The sequence below is a fragment of the Xanthomonas sp. LMG 12459 genome, from assembly GCF_009192905.1.
Classification (GTDB): domain Bacteria; phylum Pseudomonadota; class Gammaproteobacteria; order Xanthomonadales; family Xanthomonadaceae; genus Xanthomonas_A; species Xanthomonas_A sontii.
In genome coordinates this window covers 36,766-54,913 of sequence record NZ_NSGT01000004.1, presented here as the reverse complement: position 1 = coordinate 54,913, position 18,148 = coordinate 36,766, and the positions used below count along the sequence as shown (strand labels likewise).

The window sequence follows — 18,148 nt, the reverse complement described above, 5'->3', positions numbered from 1 at the left end:
CAATGGCGATGAACAAGACGATCTGCGCTGCCCTGGCGGCGATCCTGGCCCTGGGCGGCTGCAGCCAGACGCCGCCGCCCGACGACCAGGCGCCGGCCAAGCCGCTGGACACCTCGGTGCAGAAGCCGCCGGTGGCCGATCCCAACCAGCCGGTGGCCTCGGGCAATACCCCGGCCGCCGCCGACATCGCCGCGGCCAAGGCGCTGGGCGCGCAGTTCGATCCGCAGCGCAACCCGGGCGACGACCTGGAGACCGCCATGGTCGAGGCCAAGCGCGGCGGCAAGCGCATCCTGCTCGACGTGGGCAACGAGGCGTGCGACTGGTGCCACACCCTGGACACCTTCATCGAGGGCGATGCGGAGCTGCGCAGCTTCCGCGACGCCAACTTCGTCTGGGTCAAGGTCAACGTCAGCGACGCCAACAAGAACGAGGCGTTCATGGCGCAGTACCCGAAGATCGTCGACTTCCCGCACCTGCTGGTGCTCGACGCCGACGGCAAGCTGCTGCACTCGCAGGTGCTCGCCGACCTGCAGAAGGGCAAGGACTACGATCGCAGGAAGTTCTCGGACTTCCTCAAGGAATGGGCGCCGCCGAAGGCCTGAGCGGTCGCGAAGCGCAGTTCTCGTAGGAGCGGGTCTTGTCCCCTTTTGTGGGATCAGCCGCGACCGGGCTTCCAAGGAATGCCCGGTCGCGGATGAAGCCGCTCCTGCGGTGTTCGAGGCCCCGGTGTCACGGGCCCCGGCGCCTCAGCGCCCGGTCATGCTCGGCAGGCCCTCGGCCGCCAGGCGGTCGATCAGCCGGTTCAGCAGGCGCTGCTCGTCCTCGCTGAAGGGCGCCAGCAGGCGCCGCTCGCATTCCAGCACCATCGGCGCCACCACCTGGTACACCTCCACCCCGGCCGCGGTCAGGTGCAGCACCGAGCGGCGGCGGTCGTCGCCGTGGGTCTCGCGCTGGATGAAGCCACGCTCCAGCTGCCGCGCCACCGCCCGGCTCACCGCCACCTTGTCCATTGCGGTGCGCTCGGAGACCTCGCCGGCCGACAGCCCCGGATACAGCGCCAGCACCGCCATCACCCGCCACTCGGTCACCGCCATGCCGTAGCGCTCGCCGTAGACGCGGGCGATGTTGCTGCTGATGCGGTTGGACAGCACGCTGATCCGGTACGGCAGGAACCGTTCCAGATCCAGGGAGGGCGAGTCGGGCGTGGGAGCGGGCGTGGCGATCGTCATGCTGCATTGCACCTTGCTGGTGGTTTCACTTGTAACTATAACGGAGGATACTACGGTCCATTCTCGCGAGTCTGGCGCCCGTCCGCATCCGAAATTTCGGCCCGGCCGCCGCGACTCCCCCCTCCAGGAGACGCGTCATGAATGCACAAGCGCAGCATCCGTCGCAGCCGACCAACCTCGGCATGCAGGTCACCACCTTCGAGAACCCGATGGGCATCGACGGTTTCGAGTTCGTGGAATTCGCCGCGCCGGCCGGGCAGGGCGAACAGTTGCACGCGTACTTCCGCAGCATGGGCTTCACCGCGGTGCTGCGCCATCGCCAGCGCGCGATCACCGTGTACCGCCAGGGCGGGGTCAACTTCCTGGTCAACGAGGAACCGGATTCCTTCGCCGCCGATTTCGCGGCCGCACATGGTCCCTGCGCCTGCGGCTTCGCGATCCGCTTCCGGCACCCGGCCGACGACGTGTTCGCCAAGGTGCTGGAGAACGGCGGCGAAGCGATCGCCGACAAGGCCGACACCCGCGCGGTGCCGGCACCGGTGGTCAAGGGCATCGGCGACTGCATGCTGTACCTGGTCGACCAGTACGGCGAGAAGGGCTCGGTGTACACCGAGTTCGAGCCGGTGCCCGGTGCCGAGCAGCATCCGGCCGGTTTCGGCCTGACCTTCATCGACCACCTGACCCACAACCTGTACTTCGGCAACATGCAGCGCTGGTCGGACTACTACGAGCGCCTGTTCAACTTCCGCGAGATCCGCTACTTCGACATCAAGGGCGCCAAGACCGGGCTGGTGTCCAAGGCGATGACCGCGCCGGACGGCGTGGTGCGCATCCCGCTCAACGAATCGTCCGATCCGAAGAGCCAGATCAACGAGTACCTGGACGCCTACCGCGGCGAAGGCATCCAGCACATTGCCTGCTTCACCGACGACATCTACGAAACGGTCGAGCGCATGCGCGCGGCCGGTGTCGAGTTCCTGGACACGCCGGACACCTATTTCGAAGTGATCGACCAGCGCATCCCCAATCACGGCGAGGACGTGGCGCGGCTGGCGCGCAACAAGATCCTGATCGACGCCGACCTGGAGACCAAGCAGCGCAAGCTGCTGCAGATCTTCACCCAGAACTGCATCGGCCCGATCTTCTTCGAGATCATCCAGCGCAAGGGCAACGAGGGCTTCGGCGAAGGCAACTTCCAGGCGCTGTTCGAGAGCATCGAGCGCGACCAGATGAAGCGTGGCGTGCTCTGAGGGCAGATGCTGACAGCGCAGCGCGGAGAGTCCGGACAGCGGCATTAGCCCCTCTCCCATCGGCGACCGAAGGAAGTCCCTGTGGGAGAGAGGGGTTGGGGTGAGGGTACGGTGGGGGCATGGAACTCAGGCCGCCATTGCCCACAACCACATTGAGAAACGCCCGCGGTTTGCGCCGTGACATGACCGATGCGGAAAGAAAACTCTGGCGACACCTGCGAAACGGAGGCCTGCTTGGGCTGAAGTTCCGCAGGCAGCACCCAATGCCGCCGTACGTGGTCGATTTCTATTGCGAGGCCTTGAAGCTTGTCGTTGAACTGGATGGCTCGCAACATTCGGAAGCGGCCGACGCCGAGCGAACTCGTTACCTGCAGTCGCAAGGAATGCGCGTACTGCGTTTCTGGAACAACGATGTGATGCTGCAAGCTGATGCGGTCCTGGAGACGATTCTGTACTTCGTCGGTGCCCGTACCCTCACCCCAACCCCTCTCCCGGCGGGAGAGGGGCTTCAAGCAGAAGAGCCTTCGTCATGAACATCCAACCCAACGGCTACATGTCCGGCTTCGGCAACGAATTCGCCACCGAGGCGGTGACCGGCGCGTTGCCGGTCGGGCAGAACTCGCCGCAGCGCGTGGCCCACGGCCTGTACGCAGAGCAGTTGTCGGGCACCGCGTTCACCGCGCCGCGCGGCGCCAACCGGCGCAGCTGGCTGTATCGCATCCGCCCGGCGGTGATGCACGGCGGCTTCGTCGCCTACGACCGTGCCGGCGCGTTCCACAACGACTTCCAGCGTGGCCCGGTGCCGCCGGACCAGTTGCGCTGGAGCCCGTTGCCGCTGCCGGAGACGCCGGTGGACTTCGTCGATGGCCTGTACACGATGGCCGGCAACGGTTCGGCCGAAGCGCAGCATGGCGTGGCGGTGCACCTGTATGCGGCCAACGCGTCGATGCAGGGCCGGTTCTTCTACAACGCCGATGCGGAACTGCTGTTGGTCCCGCAGCTCGGGCAACTGCGCCTGTGCACCGAACTGGGCACGCTGGAAGTGGCGCCGCAGGAAATCGCGGTGATCCCACGCGGCGTGCGCTTCCGCGTGGAACTGCCCGACGGCCCCGCGCGCGGCTACGTGTGCGAGAACTTCGGCGGCCTGCTGCGGCTGCCGGACCTGGGGCCGATCGGCGCCAACGGCCTGGCCAACCCACGCGATTTCCTCACGCCGGTCGCCGCCTACGAGGAAGACGAGGGCGACTTCGCACTGATCGCCAAGTTCCAGGGCCATCTGTGGCGCGCGCCGATCGGGCATTCGCCGCTGGACGTGGTCGCCTGGCACGGCAACTACGCCCCGTACAAATACGACCTGCGCCGCTTCAACACCATCGGCTCGATCAGTTTCGACCATCCCGATCCCAGCATCTTCACCGTGCTGACCGCGCCCAGCGATACGCCCGGCACCGCCAACATGGATTTCGCGATCTTCCCGCCGCGCTGGCTGGTCGCGCAGCACACCTTCCGGCCGCCGTGGTTCCACCGCAACGTGGCCAGCGAGTTCATGGGCCTGGTGCACGGCGTCTACGATGCCAAGGCCGACGGCTTCGCCCCGGGCGGCGCGTCGCTGCACAACTGCATGAGCGGGCATGGCCCGGATGCGGCCACCTTCGACAAGGCCTCGCAGGCCGACCTGTCGCGGCCGGACGTCATCGCCGACACCATGGCCTTCATGTTCGAGACCCGTGCGGTGCTGCGCCCGACCGCACAGGCGCTGGACGCCGCGCATCGCCAGCGCGACTACCAGCAGTGCTGGCAGGGCCTGCGCCGGCACTTCCGCGCGCCCTGAGCGGGCGCCGGCGCGGCCGCGCCGCTCAGGCTGGTGTCGGGGCTGCCGCTGCCACGCACGGCGGCGCTGCCCGTCAGGCGGCCTCCGCCGCGGCCGTCAGCGCGCCGTGCAGCGATGCCGGCAGGATCTCCAACACGCGCTCGCGGATGCGCTGCGCGTAGCGCTCGGAGGTCATCTCCGGCATGGCGCGCAGCGCCAGCGCGATCGCGCGCAGGGTGTCCTGCTCCTCGCGCGCGGCGCGCAACTGCAGCTGCAGGGCAGGCGAGGCCGGATGCCGCTGCAGTTGCAGCAGGTCCAGCAGATACATGCGTGCATTGAGCAGGGCGCGACGCGGGTCGGCCGGTGGTGGTGGCGCGCTCGCGGCCACCGTTGCGGCGGCGACGCCGCGCCCATCGTCCAGGTAGCCCTGCTCCAGCAGCCCCTGCACGATCGCATCGGCGCCGCGGCCGCCCAGCGTGGCCAGTTCCTCGACGCTGCGCTGGCCGTCGGCCAGGATCAGCACGCGTCGCTGGCGCATGTCCAGCGGCGCATCGTGCGATTGCAGTGCCGCAAGGGCGAGGGCGGTCTTGCGCGGGTGCATGGCGGCGGGGTCGGTAGGCGCGCAGCGTGGCGCAGTGCGGTGAAATGCCGATGACAGGGGCGATGCGTCGGCGTGTCGGTGCCTGCAGCCGTCTTGTCATCTGCGTGATCGAACGCCCGGTTCAGGGCGCTGTGCCGAGCCGCGGCTGCGCGCTGCGTGTCGTCGCCGCAGCGCCGTGCAGCGCAAGCGCATGCACGCTAGCCTATGCGCTGGTCCAGCGAGGAAGTGCGATGAAGCCGATTCAACCAGGCGTGGCGGTGTTGCTGCTCGCGCTCGCCGCCTGCGACCGGCAGCCGCCCGCGCCGCCGGCCGCGCCTCCCGCACCCTCTGAGCCGGCGCAGGCGCCGACCGCGGCACCCGTCACGGCCGACGACGGCGCCTTGCCGCCGCCGGACATCGACCAGCCCGATAGCGACGTGCCGCCGGCACAGGCGCCGGCCTCGGCGCTGCCGCCGGAACTGGCCGCGGACGACCGGCAACTGGCCCGCATCGATGGCTATGGCGACCTGCGCCTGGGCATGTCGGCGGCGCAGGCACGCGCCGCCTGGGGCGGCGAGCTCGACGGCCAGCCCAGCGCCGGCAGCAGCTGCTACGTGCTGCGTCCGCGCTGGGCCAAGGGCAACAACCGGTTCGGCCTGATGATCGAAGACGACAAGTTGGTGCGCTACGACGTGCGCACCCCCAAGGAGACCGCGCCCGGCGGCGGCAAGGTCGGCATGGACCTGGCGCAACTGCGCGCGCTGTACGCCGGTCGCGTGGAAGAGCAGCCGCATAAGTACGTCGAAGGCGCCAAGGTGCTGCGCGTGCGCGGCGAGTCCGGCCAGCCTGGCGTGCTGGTGTTCGAGACCGACGCAGCCAGCAAGGCCGTCGCCTGGCGCGTGGGCCTGCCGCCGCAGGTGGATTACGTGGAAGGGTGTGGCTGAGAAGCCGGGAATAGGGAATCGGGAGTGGGGAATGGGAAGAGCATGAGGGTCGAGTGACTGAGGCAACTGGTGCCGCTTTCGCCTCAGTGGCGCATGACCGCTCTTTGCTCCTCGCTTTTCCGATTCCCCATTCTCTATTCCCGATTCCCGGCCGTCAGGCCACCCGCAGCTGCCGCCGCTCGCGCCGGCGCGCGCGCCGGGCGTACCAGCGTTCGCGCAGGCAGGAGAAGATCACGTACAGCGCCGGGGTGCTGAGCAGGGTCAGGCTCTGCGAGATCAGCAGGCCGCCGATCATCGCGATGCCGAGCGGGCGGCGCAGCTCCGAGCCTTCGCCCAGGCCCACCGCCAGCGGTACCGCGGCCAGGATCGCCACCATCGTGGTCATCATGATCGGGCGGAAGCGCACGATGCAGGCTTCGCGCGCGGCCTCCAGCGGGGTCTTGCCGTGCTCGCGCTCGGCGACCAGGGCGAAGTCGATCATCATGATCGCGTTCTTCTTGACGATGCCGATCAGCAGCACCAGCGCGATCATCGAGATCACCGATAGCTCGGTGCCGGTGACCCACAGCGCCAGCAGGGCGCCCATGCCGGCGGCCGGCAGGGTGGAGAGGATGGTCACCGGGTGCACCAGGCTCTCGTAGAGCATGCCCAGCACGATGTAGACCACCACGATCGCGGCCAGCACCAGCACCAGCATCGAGTTCGGCTGCAGCTGCACGCCGAAGCCGCCGCCGTCGGCGATGCGGATATCGCCGGGCATGCGCAGCCCGGCCACGGTGGCGGCGATGATCGCATCGCCCTCGCCGGTGCTCACGCCTGGCGCCAGGTTGTAGCTCAGGTCCATGGTCGTGTACTGGTTCATGTGCGTGATCTGCGACGGCGCCAGCCCCGGCACCTGACGCGCCACCGCGGTCAGCGGGATCATCGTGCCGTTGCGGGTGGGCACGTAGATGCGGTTCAGCGCCGCCGGCGTGGCGGTCTGGTCCGGCAGCGCGTTGACCACCACGCTGTACTGGTTGAGGTCGGAGTAGATGGTGGAGATCTGGCGCTGGCCGAACGCGCCGTACAGCGCGCCGTCGATGGCGCCGATCGACACGCCCAGGCGCGCGGCCAGGGCGCGGTCGATGACGATGTTCTGGCGCAGGCCCGCGTTGTCCACGTCGGTGCCGACGTCGCGCAGCTTGGGGTTCTGCTTCAGGGCGGCCTGCAGCTTGGGCAGCCACTCCTGCAACTGCGCGTTGTCGTTGCCCTGCAGCGAGACGCGGTACTGCGCGCCCTGGCTGGTGCCGCCGCCACCGTCGCTGGGCAGGTCCTGGATCGCGCGCAGGCGCAGCTGCAGGTCGGGGTAGCGGTCGGCCTTGGCGCTGAGCCGCGCCAGCACCTGCGCGGTGGTATCGGTGCGGCCTTCGTCGCGGCGCTTGAGTTCGATGTTGAAGCTGGCGCTGGAGCCCTGGCGGCTGCTGCCCAGGCGCGCACCGACGATCTTCACCGCCGGGTCGGACATCAGCATGTCGGTGATGCGGCGCTGGCGGTTCACCATGTCGGCGAAGGACACGGTGGCGCTGGAGGTGGCGCGGCCCCAGATCAGGCCGGTGTCCTGCGCAGGGAACGAGCCCTTCTTGACCGCGCCGGCCAGGAACACCGTGGCCGCGATCAGCAGCAGCGGGGTCAGCGCCAGCAGCAGCGCGTGGCGCAGCGAGAAGTCCAGGGCCACGGTGTACAGGCGCAGCATGCGATCGTGCATGCGCTCCAGCCAGGCGCCGAAGCGGCCGGGTTGCTCCGGCTCGGCGTGCGCGGACAGGAAGCGGCTGCACAGCGCCGGGGTCAGCGTCAGCGAGACCACCGCCGAGACGCAGATCGCCGCGACCAGGGTGACGGTGAACTCGCGGAAGAACACCCCGATCATGCCGCTGGCGAACAGGATCGGAATGAACACCGCCACCAGCGAGGCGGTGATCGAGACGATGGTGAAGCCGATCTCGCGCGCGCCGGCCAGCGCCGCGTCCAGCCGCGACATGCCCTCGTCGAGGTGGCGCATGATGTTCTCGATGACCACGATCGCATCGTCGACGACGAAGCCGATCGCGATCACCAGCGCCAGCAGGCTCAGGTTGTTGAGGGTGAAGCCCATGACGTACATCGCCAGCGCCGCGCCGGCCAACGACAGCGGCACGGTGGCCGCGGCGATCAGCGTGGGCGCCAGCCGGCGCAGGAACAGCGCCATGGTCAGCACCACCATCGCCAGGCTGATCATCAGCGTGGCCTGCACCTCGTTGAGCGAGGCGCGGATGGTCGGGGTACGGTCGAAGTACGCCGTCATCTTCGTGCCCGGCTGCAGGTAGGTGCGCAGCATCGGGATCTCGGCCTTGACCCGGTCCACTGTCTCCACGATGTTGGCGCCGGCGCGGGTGAACACGTACATCACCACCGCCGGCTTGCCGCCGAACCAGGCCGCCTGGTAGGCGTCCTGCTGGCCGTCGTAGACGTTGGCGATGTCGCGCAGGCGCACCGCGCGGCCCTGTTGCTGGCTGATCACCACCTGGCCGAAGTCGGCGGCCTTGGCCACCGCGTCGTTGGCGACGATGGCCGTGGTGGTGGCGCCGTCGCTGAGGAAGCCGGTGGGCGAGGTGACGTTGGCCGCGCGCACCGCGTTGCGCAGATCGTCCGGGGTCAGGCCCATGGCGTTGAGCGCGCGCAGGTTCACGTCCACCCGCACCGCCGGCGTGGAGGCGCCGCCGATGTCCACCGAGGCCACGCCGGTGATCTGGCGCAGGCGCTGCGCCAGCAGCGAATCGGCGACGTTGTACAGCTCGTCGGCCGACTGCGTGTCCGAGGTCAGGGCGATGGCGATGACCGGGTCGTCGTTGGGATTGGCCTTCTGGTAGCGCGGCGTGGCCAGGCCGGAGGGCAGGTCGGCCTGCGCGGCGTTGATCGCGGTCTGCACGTCCTGCGCCGCCGAATCGATGTTGCGGCTGCTCTGGAACACCATGAACACCTGGCTGTTCCCCTCCGAGCTGGAGGAGCGCATGGTGTCGATGCCCGGCACCTGGCCCAGGTGCCGCTCCAGCGGCGCGGTGACCGTGGCGGCCATGGTCGAGGCATCGGCGCCGGCCTGGCTGGCCTGCACGAAGATCACCGGGATCGAGATGTTCGGCAGCGCCGCCACGCCCAGGCGCAGGTAGCACATCATGCCGATCACGAACAGGCCGATGGCCAGCAGCGCGGTGCCGATGGGACGGCGGATGAAGGGCGCGGAGATGTTCATGGGGCCGGGAATGGGGAATGGGGAATCGGGAATCGCAGTACGCGCCCGGTGTCAGTCTTTCGAGGATCCGGCATGGAGTGAACGAGTCGGCAGCGCGCGGACTCGGCGCTCTCCGATTCCCGATTCCCCATTCCCGATTCCCGGCCCCTCACGCCCTTCCCTCCGCCGCCGTCGCCTGCCGCGCCGCACGCCGCTCGCGCCAGCGACGCACGCGCTCGGAGGCGCGTTCCATGTACAGGTAGATCACCGGGGTGGTGTACAGGGTGACCAGCTGCGACAGCAGCAGGCCGCCGACGATGGAGATGCCGAGCGGGCGGCGCAGTTCCGAGCCGATGCCGTCGCCCAGCGCCAGCGGCAGTGCGCCCAGCATCGCCGCGGCGGTGGTCATCATGATCGGGCGGAAGCGCAGCAGGCAGGCGCGGCGGATCGCGTCGTGGGCGTTGGCGCCCTCGCGGCGTGCGTCGATCGCGAAGTCGATCATCATGATCGCGTTCTTCTTGACGATGCCGATGAGCAGCACGATGCCGACGATGCCGTCCACCGACAGGCTCAGCCCGCACAGCATCAGCGCCAGCAGCGCGCCGACGCCGGCCGGCGGCAGCGTGGAGATGATCGTCAGCGGGTGGATGTAGCTCTCGTACAGCACGCCCAGCACGATGTAGATCAGCACCACCGAGGCCAGCAGCAGCCACACCACGTCGGTCTGGCTGCCGGTGAACTCGGCGGCCTTGCCGATGAACTCGGCATGCAGCTGCGGCGGCAACTGCAACTGCGCGCGGGTTTCCTCGATCGCCGCCACCGCCTGCGACAGCGAGTAGCCCTGCGCCAGGTTGAACGACACGGTGACCGCCGGCAGCTGCTGCTGGTGGCTGACCACCAGCGGCGTGGTCGACTGCTTGGCCTCGGCCACCGCCGCCAGCGGCACGGTGCCGCCGCTGCCGACGGTGATGCCGGTGTTCTGCGCGCCGATGCCGGTGGCGGTGGAGGAGTTGCTGGAAGTGGTCTGGCCGAAGCTGGTGGCGTTGCTGGCGGTCAGCGCGCCGCTGCCGTTGCTGGCCACCGCCAGCTGGTTGAGCAGCGCGGTGCTGGTGCGGAACTCCGGCGCCACTTCCAGCACCACGCGGTACTGGTTGAGCTGGGTGAAGATGGTGGAGATCTGGCGCTGGCCGAAGGCGTCGTACAGCGTGTCGTCGATGGTCTGCATCGGCACGCCGAGGGTGCTGGCCTTTTCGCGGTCCACGTGCAGTTCCAGCGCACGGCCCTGGTTGGCCAGGTTGTTGTCCACGTCGGCCAGTTCCGGGCGCTTGCGCAGCGCCTCGGTCAGGCGCGTGGCCTGGGTCGCCAGCTCGGCGCTGTCCACGTCCGAGAGCGAGTACTGGTATTCGGTGGCGGCCACGCGGGTGTCCAGGGTCACGTCCTGCACCGGCTTCAGGTACAGGGCGACGCCGGGCAGCCCGGCCACCGCCTTCTGCAGCCGCGGCAGCAGGTCTTCCAGGCTGTCGCGGTCGCTGCGCGGCTTCAGCACGATGCTGAGCTGGCCCTGGTTGAGCGTCGGGTTCATCGAGCCGGCGCCGATGAAGGCGGCCACGCCGGTCACCGCCGGGTCGCGCCGCAGCGCCTCGGCCACCGCCTGGGTGCGCTGCTCCATCTGCGGGAACGCCACGTTCTGGTCGGCCTGGACCACGCCGGTGATCAGCCCGGTGTCCTGCTCGGGCAGCAGGCCCTTGGGGATCACCACGTACAGCAGCACGGTCAGCACCATGGTCGCCAGCGCCACCAGCAGGGTCAGCTTCTGGTGGCCCAGCACCCAGTCCAGGCTGCGCTCGTACACGCCCACGGTGCGCGACCACAGCGTGGTCTTGCCGGCCGCCGCGGTGCGCTCGTGCGCGTCCTCGCCCTCGGGCAGGGCGTCGGGCTTGAGCAGGTAGGCGCACATCATCGGCGTGAGCGTCAGCGACACCAGCATCGAGATCACCACCGCGATGCTCAGCACCCAGGCGAACTCGTGGAACAGGCGGCCGGTGACACCGGGCATCAGGATCAGCGGCAGGAACACCGCCACCAGCGACACGGTCAGCGACAGCACGGTGAAGCCGATCTGGCGCGCGCCGATCTCCGCGGCCTCGCGGCCGCTCTTGCCCTGTTCGATGTAGCGCACGATGTTCTCGATCATCACGATCGCATCGTCGACCACGAAGCCGGTGGCCACCACCAGCGCCATCAGCGACAGGTTGTCCAGCGACATGCCGGCGAAGGCCATCACCGCGAAGGTGCCGGCCAGCGACAGCGGCACCGCCACCGACGGGATCACCGTGGCCCACAGCCTGCGCAGGAACACGAAGATCACCGCCACCACCAGGCCGATGGTCAGGATCAGGGTGAACTTGACCTCGTGCACCGAGGCGCGAATGGTCTCGGTGCGGTCGGAGAACACGTCCAGGTGCACGCCGGCCGGCAGCACGCCCTGCAGCTGCGGCAGGATCGCGCGGATCTGCTCCACCGTCTGCACGATGTTGGCGCCGGGCTGGCGGCGCACTTCCAGCAGCACCGCCGGCTTGCCGTCGGCCCAGGCGGCGAGCTGGTCGTTCTCCACCCCGTCCACCACCTTGGCCACGTCCGACAGCCGCACCGGCGCGCCGTTGCGGTAGCTGATCACGGTGTCGCGGTACTCGGCGGCGCTGGACAGCTGGTCGTTGGTGCCGATGCTGTAGGACTGGGTCTTGCCGTTGAGCGAGCCCTTCGGCGCGTTGACGTTGGTCTGGGTCAGCGCGCTGCGCAGCGCCTCCAGGGTCAGGCCCATGTTCGACAGTTGCGCCGGATTGACCTGGATGCGCACCGCCGGGCGCACGTTGCCGGCGATCGACACCAGGCCCACGCCCGGCACCTGCGACAGGCGCTGGGCCAGGATCGAGTCGGCGTAGTTGTTGACCTCGCGCAGCGGCAGCGTGTCGGAGCTGAGCTTGAGGGTGAGGATCGCCGCGTCGGCCGGGTTCACCCGGTTGTAGACCGGCTGGTAGGGCAGCGAGGAGGGCAGGGTGGACTGGCGGATCGCCGCCTGCACGTCCTGCGCGGCGATGTCGATGTCGCGGTCCATCGCGAACTGCAGCACGATCGTGGACAGGCCGGCCGACGAGTCGGAGGTCATCATCTGCAGCCCGGAGATCTGCCCGAGCTGGCGCTCCAGCGGCGTGGTCACCAGCGAGGCCATGGTGCTGGCGTTGGCGCCGGGATACTGCGTGGTCACCACCAGGCTGGGCGCGTCGATTTCCGGCAGCGCCGACACCGGCAGCTGCCGGTAGCCGAGGATGCCGAGCAGCAGCACGCCTGCCATCAGCAAGGTGGTGGCGATCGGGCGGCGGATGAAGATCGTCGAAAAGCCCACGGGGAAGATCCTTGCTGGTGAGAGTCCGGCGCGGCCAGGCCGGCTCCGGGAAAGACGGCGGAATCAGCGGGGGCCGTGGCCCTGCGCCGCGATCGCGACGCCGGGCGGGAACGCCGCCGCCTGCGCGCGATCCGGCCGCCGCCCGCCACGCAGGCGCGGCAGGGCCGTTGCCGCCGCGCGCCGCGTGCGCGGCACGCTCAGCGCGGCCCGCCGCCGCGGCGTCCGCCGCCGCGCTGCTGCTGCTTGCCCTCGGCCGCCTTCAGTTCGGCCTCGGTCGGCTCCGGCGGCGCTTCGCCCGGCTTCAGCGCGTTCACCTTGGTGCCGGGCTTGAGCCGGAACTGGCCTTCGGTGACCACCCGCTCACCGGCCTTCAGGCCTTCGGTCAGCTGCACGTGGCTGTCGCCCACTTCCGCGCCCTGCTTCACCGTCTGCATCTTGACCGTGTTGTCGGCCTGCACCACGTACACGTAGTCGCCGTTGGGCCCGCGCTGCACCGCCTGGGTCGGGACCACCACGCCGTCGGCCACGGTGCGCAGGGTCAGGCGCACGTTGACGAACTGGCCCGGCCACAGCGCGCGGTCGTCGTTCGGGAACACCGCGCGGACCTTGAAGGTGCCGGTGTCGGCGCTGATCTGGTTGTCGATCACGTCGACCTGGCCGTCGCTGGCGATCGGATGCGCATCGGTGCGGTCCAGCGCGGTCACCGGCAGCGGCGCCGCCGCCTGCGCCTGGCGCACGTCCTGCAGCTGGATCTCCGGCAGGTTGAAGGTCACGTAGATCGGGTGCACCTGGGTGATGGTGACGATGGTGCTGCTGGTGCTGACGATGTTGCCCACGTCCACGCCGCGGATGCCGGCGATGCCGTCGCTGGGGGCGAGGATGCGGGTGTACTGCAACTGCACCTGCGCCGCACGCATCTGCGCGTCGTTGGCGGCGACCGCCGCTTCGTACTGCGCCACCTGGTTGCGCTGGGTGTCCAGGTCGGTCTTGGCCACGTACTGGCGGTAGGCCGGCGAGTCGGAGCGCTGGAAGGTGGAACGCGCGGTGGCCAGCAGCGCCTGGTTCTGGCGCTTGCTCGCCGCGGCCTGGTCGTAGCTGGCCTGCAGCGAGCGCGGGTCGATCTGCGCCAGCAGCTCGCCCTTCTTCACTTCCTGGCCTTCGCGGAAATTCAGGCTCATCAACTGGCCGCCGACCTGCGGGCTGACCGTGACGGTGCTCAGCGCGGTCACCGTGCCGGTGGCGGTGGCGTAGATCGGCACCGCCTGGTGGGTGGCGGCGACGACGGTCACCGGGACCGGCGTGTTGTCGCTGTCGTCGCCCATGCCGTCACCGGGGCCGCCGCCCTTGTGATGTCCGCCGCGCATGACGCGCATGCCTACCACCACCACGGCCACCGCTGCGAGGATCAGCAGCGCAATCTTCCAGAAACGCGACATCCGGGGAAACTCCTGTGGCGAGGCGGGGTGGAGGGCCCTCCCGCAGTGGCTGGTGACGAGCGAGAAAGCATATCGCCGGCGCGTTGCGATTGGACCATGACTGAAGGGACAGACCCTGCGGGCGGGCAAGGCCGGTCGTCCGCTCTCGCAACGCGCAGGCGGCGCATCGGTTGACACGGATTCGCAAGGGTTTTTTGTCCGCAGCGGGATCCGTGGCCGCCCCTCGCCGGCAGCCGATGCACTACAGTGACTGAACGCCCGTTGCGTCCCGATCTGGAGCCTTGCCATGCCGCGCCTGTCCCGCCTGCTGTCCGCGATGCTGTTCGCCGTCCCCGCCCTGGCCTGGGCGCAGAGCGCCGAGCGCCCGGAGGTGACGGCCGCCGCGGCCAGGCTGCAGGCCAAGGTGGTGGAGTGGCGGCGCGACTTCCACCAGCACCCGGAGCTGTCCAACCGCGAGGAGCGCACCGCCGCCAAGGTCGCCGAGCGGCTGCGCGCGCTGGGCCTGAAGCCGCAGACCGGCATCGCCCATCATGGCGTGGTGGCGATCGTCAAAGGCGCGCTGCCTGGGCCGAAGATCGCCCTGCGCGCGGACATGGACGGGCTGCCGGTGACCGAGCAGACCGGCCTGCCGTTCGCCTCCAAGGCCACCAGCGAGTACCGCGGCGAGACCGTGGGGGTGATGCACGCCTGTGGCCACGATGCGCACACCGCGATCCTGCTCGGCGTCGCCGAGGCGCTGGTGGCGATGCGCGCGCAGCTGCCGGGCGAGGTCATGCTGGTGTTCCAGCCGTCGGAGGAGGGCGCCCCGGGCAACGAGGAGGGCGGCGCCTCGCTGATGCTCAAGGAAGGCCTGTTCCGCGACTTCAAGCCGCAGGCGATGTTCGGCCTGCACGTGTTCTCCAGCGTCCAGGTCGGCAAGATCGCGGTGCGCGGCGGCCCGCTGATGGCCGCCTCGGACCGTTTCAGCATCAAGGTGATCGGCCGCCAGACCCATGGCTCGGCGCCGTGGAACGGCATCGACCCGATCGTCACCAGCGCCGACCTGATCGGCGCGGCGCAGACGGTGATCAGCCGCCGCGCCAACCTGTCCAGGCAGCCGGCGGTGCTCAGCTTCGGCGCGATCAAGGGCGGTATCCGCTACAACATCATTCCCGACGACGTGGAGATGGTCGGCACCATCCGCACCTTCGACGAGGGCATGCGCCAGCAGATCTTCGCCGACCTCAGGACCGTGGCCGAGCACACCGCCGCCGCGCACGGCGCCAAGGCCGAGGCGCACGTGCCCGACCAGGACGGCAACCCGGCCACGGTCAACGACCCGGCGCTGACTGCGCGCATGCTGCCCAGCCTGCAGGCGGTGGTCGGCGCCGGCAACGTCTACGAACCGCCGCTGCAGATGGGCGCGGAGGATTTCTCGTTCTACGCGCAGCAGGTGCCGTCGATGTTCTTCTTCGTCGGCGCCACCGGCCCCGGCATCGACCCGGCGACTGCGCCCAGCAACCACTCGCCGCAGTTCCTGCTCGACGAGACCGCCCTGGACGTCGGCCTGCGCGCGATGCTGCAGGTGACGCTGGATTATTTGAAGCAGTGATTGGGGAGTCGGGATTGGGGATTCGTAAGCGCATGGGTGCGGCGGCTTAGGGAATCGTCATCGGTGCTGCTCCATCGCATATCCGTTGGAGCGGCGCTCGATCGTCCCCGGTGAGTCAATCGTCATGCAGGCGCGAGGCGCGATGTGGCGCGCTTGCCGATGGCGCAATGCGTCGGGACTGAAGTCCCTCCCACAGTGCATCCGGCGGGCTCGCGGTGAGCCTTTGTGGGAGCGACCTCGGTCGCGACGTGCAACGCCTCGCATCGACGCAAGCACGTCGATCCAAGTGAGCCAGATTTTGCTTTTGCCAATCCCGAATCCCAAATCCCGAATCCCCGCCCCATACACCTCCCAGCCAGAACGCGCCCGCTACACTGCACGGCATGAACACCCCCCAGGATTCCAGTCTCGGCCGCGAGGTCGCCTACCCGTCGCAGTACGATCCCGCGCTGCTGTTTCCCATCCCGCGCGCTGCGGCGCGCACCGAGATCGGTCTCGACCCCGCGGCGCTGCCGTTCTTCGGCGTGGACCGCTGGCACGCCTACGAACTGAGCTGGCTCGATGCGCAGGGCAAGCCCTGTGTCGCCACCGCGACCCTGCACGTGCCGTGCGCCTCGCCCAACCTGATCGAATCCAAATCGCTCAAGCTCTATCTCAACTCGCTCAATGCGATGCGCTTCAACAGCGCCGAAGCGCTGCGCAGTTTTATCGTCACCGATCTGTCGGCGCGCGCCGGCGCCGACGTGGCGATGGAATTCGGCCTGCCGCCGATGGACACGCTGGGCGAGGGCGAGTCGCTCGATGCGCTGGACATCGCCATCGACTGCTACGGTCCGCCGCGTCCGGACTTCCTGTCCGCTGCCGATGGCGATGTGGTCGAGGAAACCCTGACCAGCGAATTGCTCAAATCCAACTGCCCGGTCACCGGCCAGCCGGACTGGGCCTCGCTGCATGTGCGCTATCGCGGCGGCCGCATCGACCGCGAAGGCCTGCTGCGCTACCTGATCAGTTTCCGCGAGCACGCCGGCTTCCACGAGCAGTGCGTGGAACGCATCTTCCACGACCTGATGACCCGCTGCCGGCCGCAGTCGCTGCAGGTGGAGGCGCGCTACACCCGCCGCGGCGGGCTGGACATCAATCCCTGGCGCGCCACCGCGGACGTGGCCGAGCCGCTGAGCTTCCTGCGCGATCTGCGTCAGTAGGCCAGCGCTGACACCGCGATTGCGCCATCGGCCGCGACGCGCGACTTCATCGACGCGGCCGAGCGTGCTGCAGTCGGGACTGAAGTCCCTCCCACAAGAAGCGCCCTGGGGGGAGCGCTGTCGTCAGCGTCTCTGCGGCAGACCGGGGTTCGCGCAGTCGTCGCCTGGACGATGCGCCCACATGGCGATGGTGGCGCGTGCCCGCGGTCCCGCTGGCATGCACGGTCCCGAGCGTGCGAGCGACACATTTCGCCGCGTTGCAATGCGCGCGGCGCGCCTGAACCGCAGCCGCGCGGTTCACGGCCGCGCGATCCTTTTTTAACAAATCCTGTGACACCGTGGCAGTGTCCCATCACGCAGGAAGCCACGCGATGAATAGTGACAAGCGCGCCGATTTCTCGGCGGTCACCGCCAAGGTGGACACCACCGCCGACGTCGTACAGAAGGCGGATTTTTCCGCCGTGCAGAGCAAGGTCGACAGCACCGCCGAGCAGGTGCAGCAGGTGTACGTGGTCAAGCCTGGCGATTCGTTGTCCAAGATCGCCAAGCTGCATTACGGCGACGGCAACGCCTGGACGCGCATCTTCGAGGCCAACCGCGACGTGCTGGCCGACCCCGACAAGATCTATCCCGGCCAGACCCTCAAGCTGCCCGCCGGCGCCTGAGGCGCCGCCACCACCACCTTTCGTTATTCCGACAGGAGTCCCCACCGATGAAGACCCGCTCGATCTCCGCGTTTTCGCCCCTGATGATCGCCCTGGTCGGCGCGTTGGCGCTGGCCGGCTGCAAGAAGCAGGAGCAGCAACAGACCGTGTCGCCCGATCCCACCTCGTCCGCGCCGACCGAGCAGATGCCGGGTCCGGCCGCAGCCCCGGCGGAGCAGCCGGCGCCGGCCGCCGCAGGCGCCAATGCGGTGAACGTGGCCGCCGTCGCTGTCGGCAACACCGCCGCCGCGGACAAGTCCGTTGCGCCGATGACCACGCTCGCCAGCAAGGACAAGATCATCGTTTCGGTGAAGACCGAGGGCTCGGCGACCAACGCCAACGTCGGCGCCAAGCTGGTGTTCCAGGACGGCCAGACCGCCGGCGAGCGCACTGAGACGCTCAATACCAGCGGTGCCGACACCACCAACTTCGAGTTCACCAATCCCAAGGGCTGGCCGGCTGGCCAGTACAAGGCCGAGGTCACCGTGAACGGCCAGGCGGCGGGCACGCCGCAGACGTTCGAGGTGAAGTGATCCAGGGCTGAGGCCCGGTCACGGGTCGCACGCGCCGCCTCTCTCCCGGCACGTGCGACACGCTGGCGCAGCCGCGAGGCTGCGCCTTTTTTATGCGTGGCCCGATGCTCCGACAGTACTGCCGATGCGGTGGATGAAGAAGATGTGGGGGGCTTCAGGACACTCCCATCGCCCGGAAACCCGGCATAGGAGCGGCTTCGGCCGCGACCGGCCTTACCGGGA

General features: G+C 69.1%; 14 protein-coding genes. 9 read left to right on the top strand and 5 right to left on the bottom strand.

The window, feature by feature from the left end:
• Positions 1-2: 2 nt before the first annotated feature.
• A complete protein-coding gene (locus CEK65_RS01120) occupies positions 3-602 on the top strand; it encodes a thioredoxin family protein (RefSeq protein ID WP_152180494.1) in 600 nt (199 codons plus the stop codon).
• Positions 603-746: 144 nt separating this feature from the next.
• Here the strand turns inward: CEK65_RS01120 and CEK65_RS01115 are convergent, their stop codons facing one another.
• The gene (locus CEK65_RS01115) at positions 747-1,229 is read right to left on the bottom strand and encodes a MarR family winged helix-turn-helix transcriptional regulator (RefSeq protein WP_010341302.1); all 483 of its coding nucleotides are present in this window, start codon (positions 1,227-1,229) and stop codon (positions 747-749) included.
• Between the two features lie 182 nt (positions 1,230-1,411).
• Between CEK65_RS01115 and hppD the strand changes: the two genes are divergently transcribed.
• From hppD to hmgA, 3 genes are all read left to right on the top strand, one after another.
• Positions 1,412-2,479, top strand: a complete 1,068-nt coding sequence (hppD, locus tag CEK65_RS01110; RefSeq protein WP_087963682.1) for a 4-hydroxyphenylpyruvate dioxygenase — start codon at positions 1,412-1,414, stop codon at positions 2,477-2,479.
• Between the two features lie 119 nt (positions 2,480-2,598).
• A complete protein-coding gene (locus CEK65_RS01105; RefSeq protein WP_152180493.1) occupies positions 2,599-3,012 on the top strand; it encodes an endonuclease domain-containing protein in 414 nt (137 codons plus the stop codon).
• Entirely contained in the window at positions 3,009-4,310 is a 1,302-nt protein-coding gene (hmgA, locus tag CEK65_RS01100; protein ID WP_152180492.1) for a homogentisate 1,2-dioxygenase, read from the top strand. Before CEK65_RS01105 ends, hmgA begins: the two co-directional genes overlap by 4 nt.
• Positions 4,311-4,383: 73 nt before the next feature.
• On the opposite strand, the gene CEK65_RS01095 is transcribed toward hmgA, so the two are convergent.
• Positions 4,384-4,890, bottom strand: coding sequence for a hypothetical protein (locus tag CEK65_RS01095; protein WP_017913118.1), 507 nt, complete (start codon positions 4,888-4,890; stop codon positions 4,384-4,386).
• Between the two features lie 230 nt (positions 4,891-5,120).
• Here CEK65_RS01095 and CEK65_RS01090 point away from each other — a divergent pair, with 230 nt between their 5' ends.
• On the top strand, positions 5,121-5,813 hold the full coding sequence (locus CEK65_RS01090; protein ID WP_193314655.1) for a lectin: 693 nt from the start codon (positions 5,121-5,123) through the stop codon (positions 5,811-5,813).
• Positions 5,814-5,967: 154 nt separating this feature from the next.
• On the opposite strand, the gene CEK65_RS01085 is transcribed toward CEK65_RS01090, so the two are convergent.
• From CEK65_RS01085 to CEK65_RS01075, 3 genes are all read right to left on the bottom strand, one after another.
• The gene (locus tag CEK65_RS01085; RefSeq protein ID WP_152180491.1) at positions 5,968-9,078 is read right to left on the bottom strand and encodes an efflux RND transporter permease subunit; all 3,111 of its coding nucleotides are present in this window, start codon (positions 9,076-9,078) and stop codon (positions 5,968-5,970) included.
• Positions 9,079-9,226: 148 nt separating this feature from the next.
• Positions 9,227-12,460 carry an efflux RND transporter permease subunit gene (locus tag CEK65_RS01080; protein WP_043094504.1) on the bottom strand — a complete coding sequence of 1,078 codons (3,234 nt, stop codon included), beginning with the start codon at positions 12,458-12,460 and terminating at the stop codon, positions 9,227-9,229.
• Between the two features lie 197 nt (positions 12,461-12,657).
• Positions 12,658-13,896, bottom strand: coding sequence for an efflux RND transporter periplasmic adaptor subunit (locus CEK65_RS01075; protein ID WP_017912391.1), 1,239 nt, complete (start codon positions 13,894-13,896; stop codon positions 12,658-12,660).
• Between the two features lie 286 nt (positions 13,897-14,182).
• Between CEK65_RS01075 and CEK65_RS01070 the strand changes: the two genes are divergently transcribed.
• The 4 genes from CEK65_RS01070 to CEK65_RS01055 all read left to right on the top strand — a co-directional run bounded on the left by CEK65_RS01070 (position 14,183) and on the right by CEK65_RS01055 (position 17,926).
• Entirely contained in the window at positions 14,183-15,487 is a 1,305-nt protein-coding gene (locus tag CEK65_RS01070; protein WP_152180490.1) for a M20 family metallopeptidase, read from the top strand.
• A gap of 383 nt (positions 15,488-15,870) precedes the next feature.
• A complete protein-coding gene (queF, locus tag CEK65_RS01065) occupies positions 15,871-16,689 on the top strand; it encodes an NADPH-dependent 7-cyano-7-deazaguanine reductase QueF (RefSeq protein ID WP_152180489.1) in 819 nt (272 codons plus the stop codon).
• Between the two features lie 371 nt (positions 16,690-17,060).
• Complete coding sequence (locus CEK65_RS01060) at positions 17,061-17,354, top strand: LysM peptidoglycan-binding domain-containing protein (protein ID WP_017911040.1); 294 nt, start codon at positions 17,061-17,063, stop codon at positions 17,352-17,354.
• A gap of 47 nt (positions 17,355-17,401) precedes the next feature.
• On the top strand, positions 17,402-17,926 hold the full coding sequence (locus CEK65_RS01055; RefSeq protein ID WP_017912389.1) for a hypothetical protein: 525 nt from the start codon (positions 17,402-17,404) through the stop codon (positions 17,924-17,926).
• Positions 17,927-18,148: the final 222 nt, after the last annotated feature.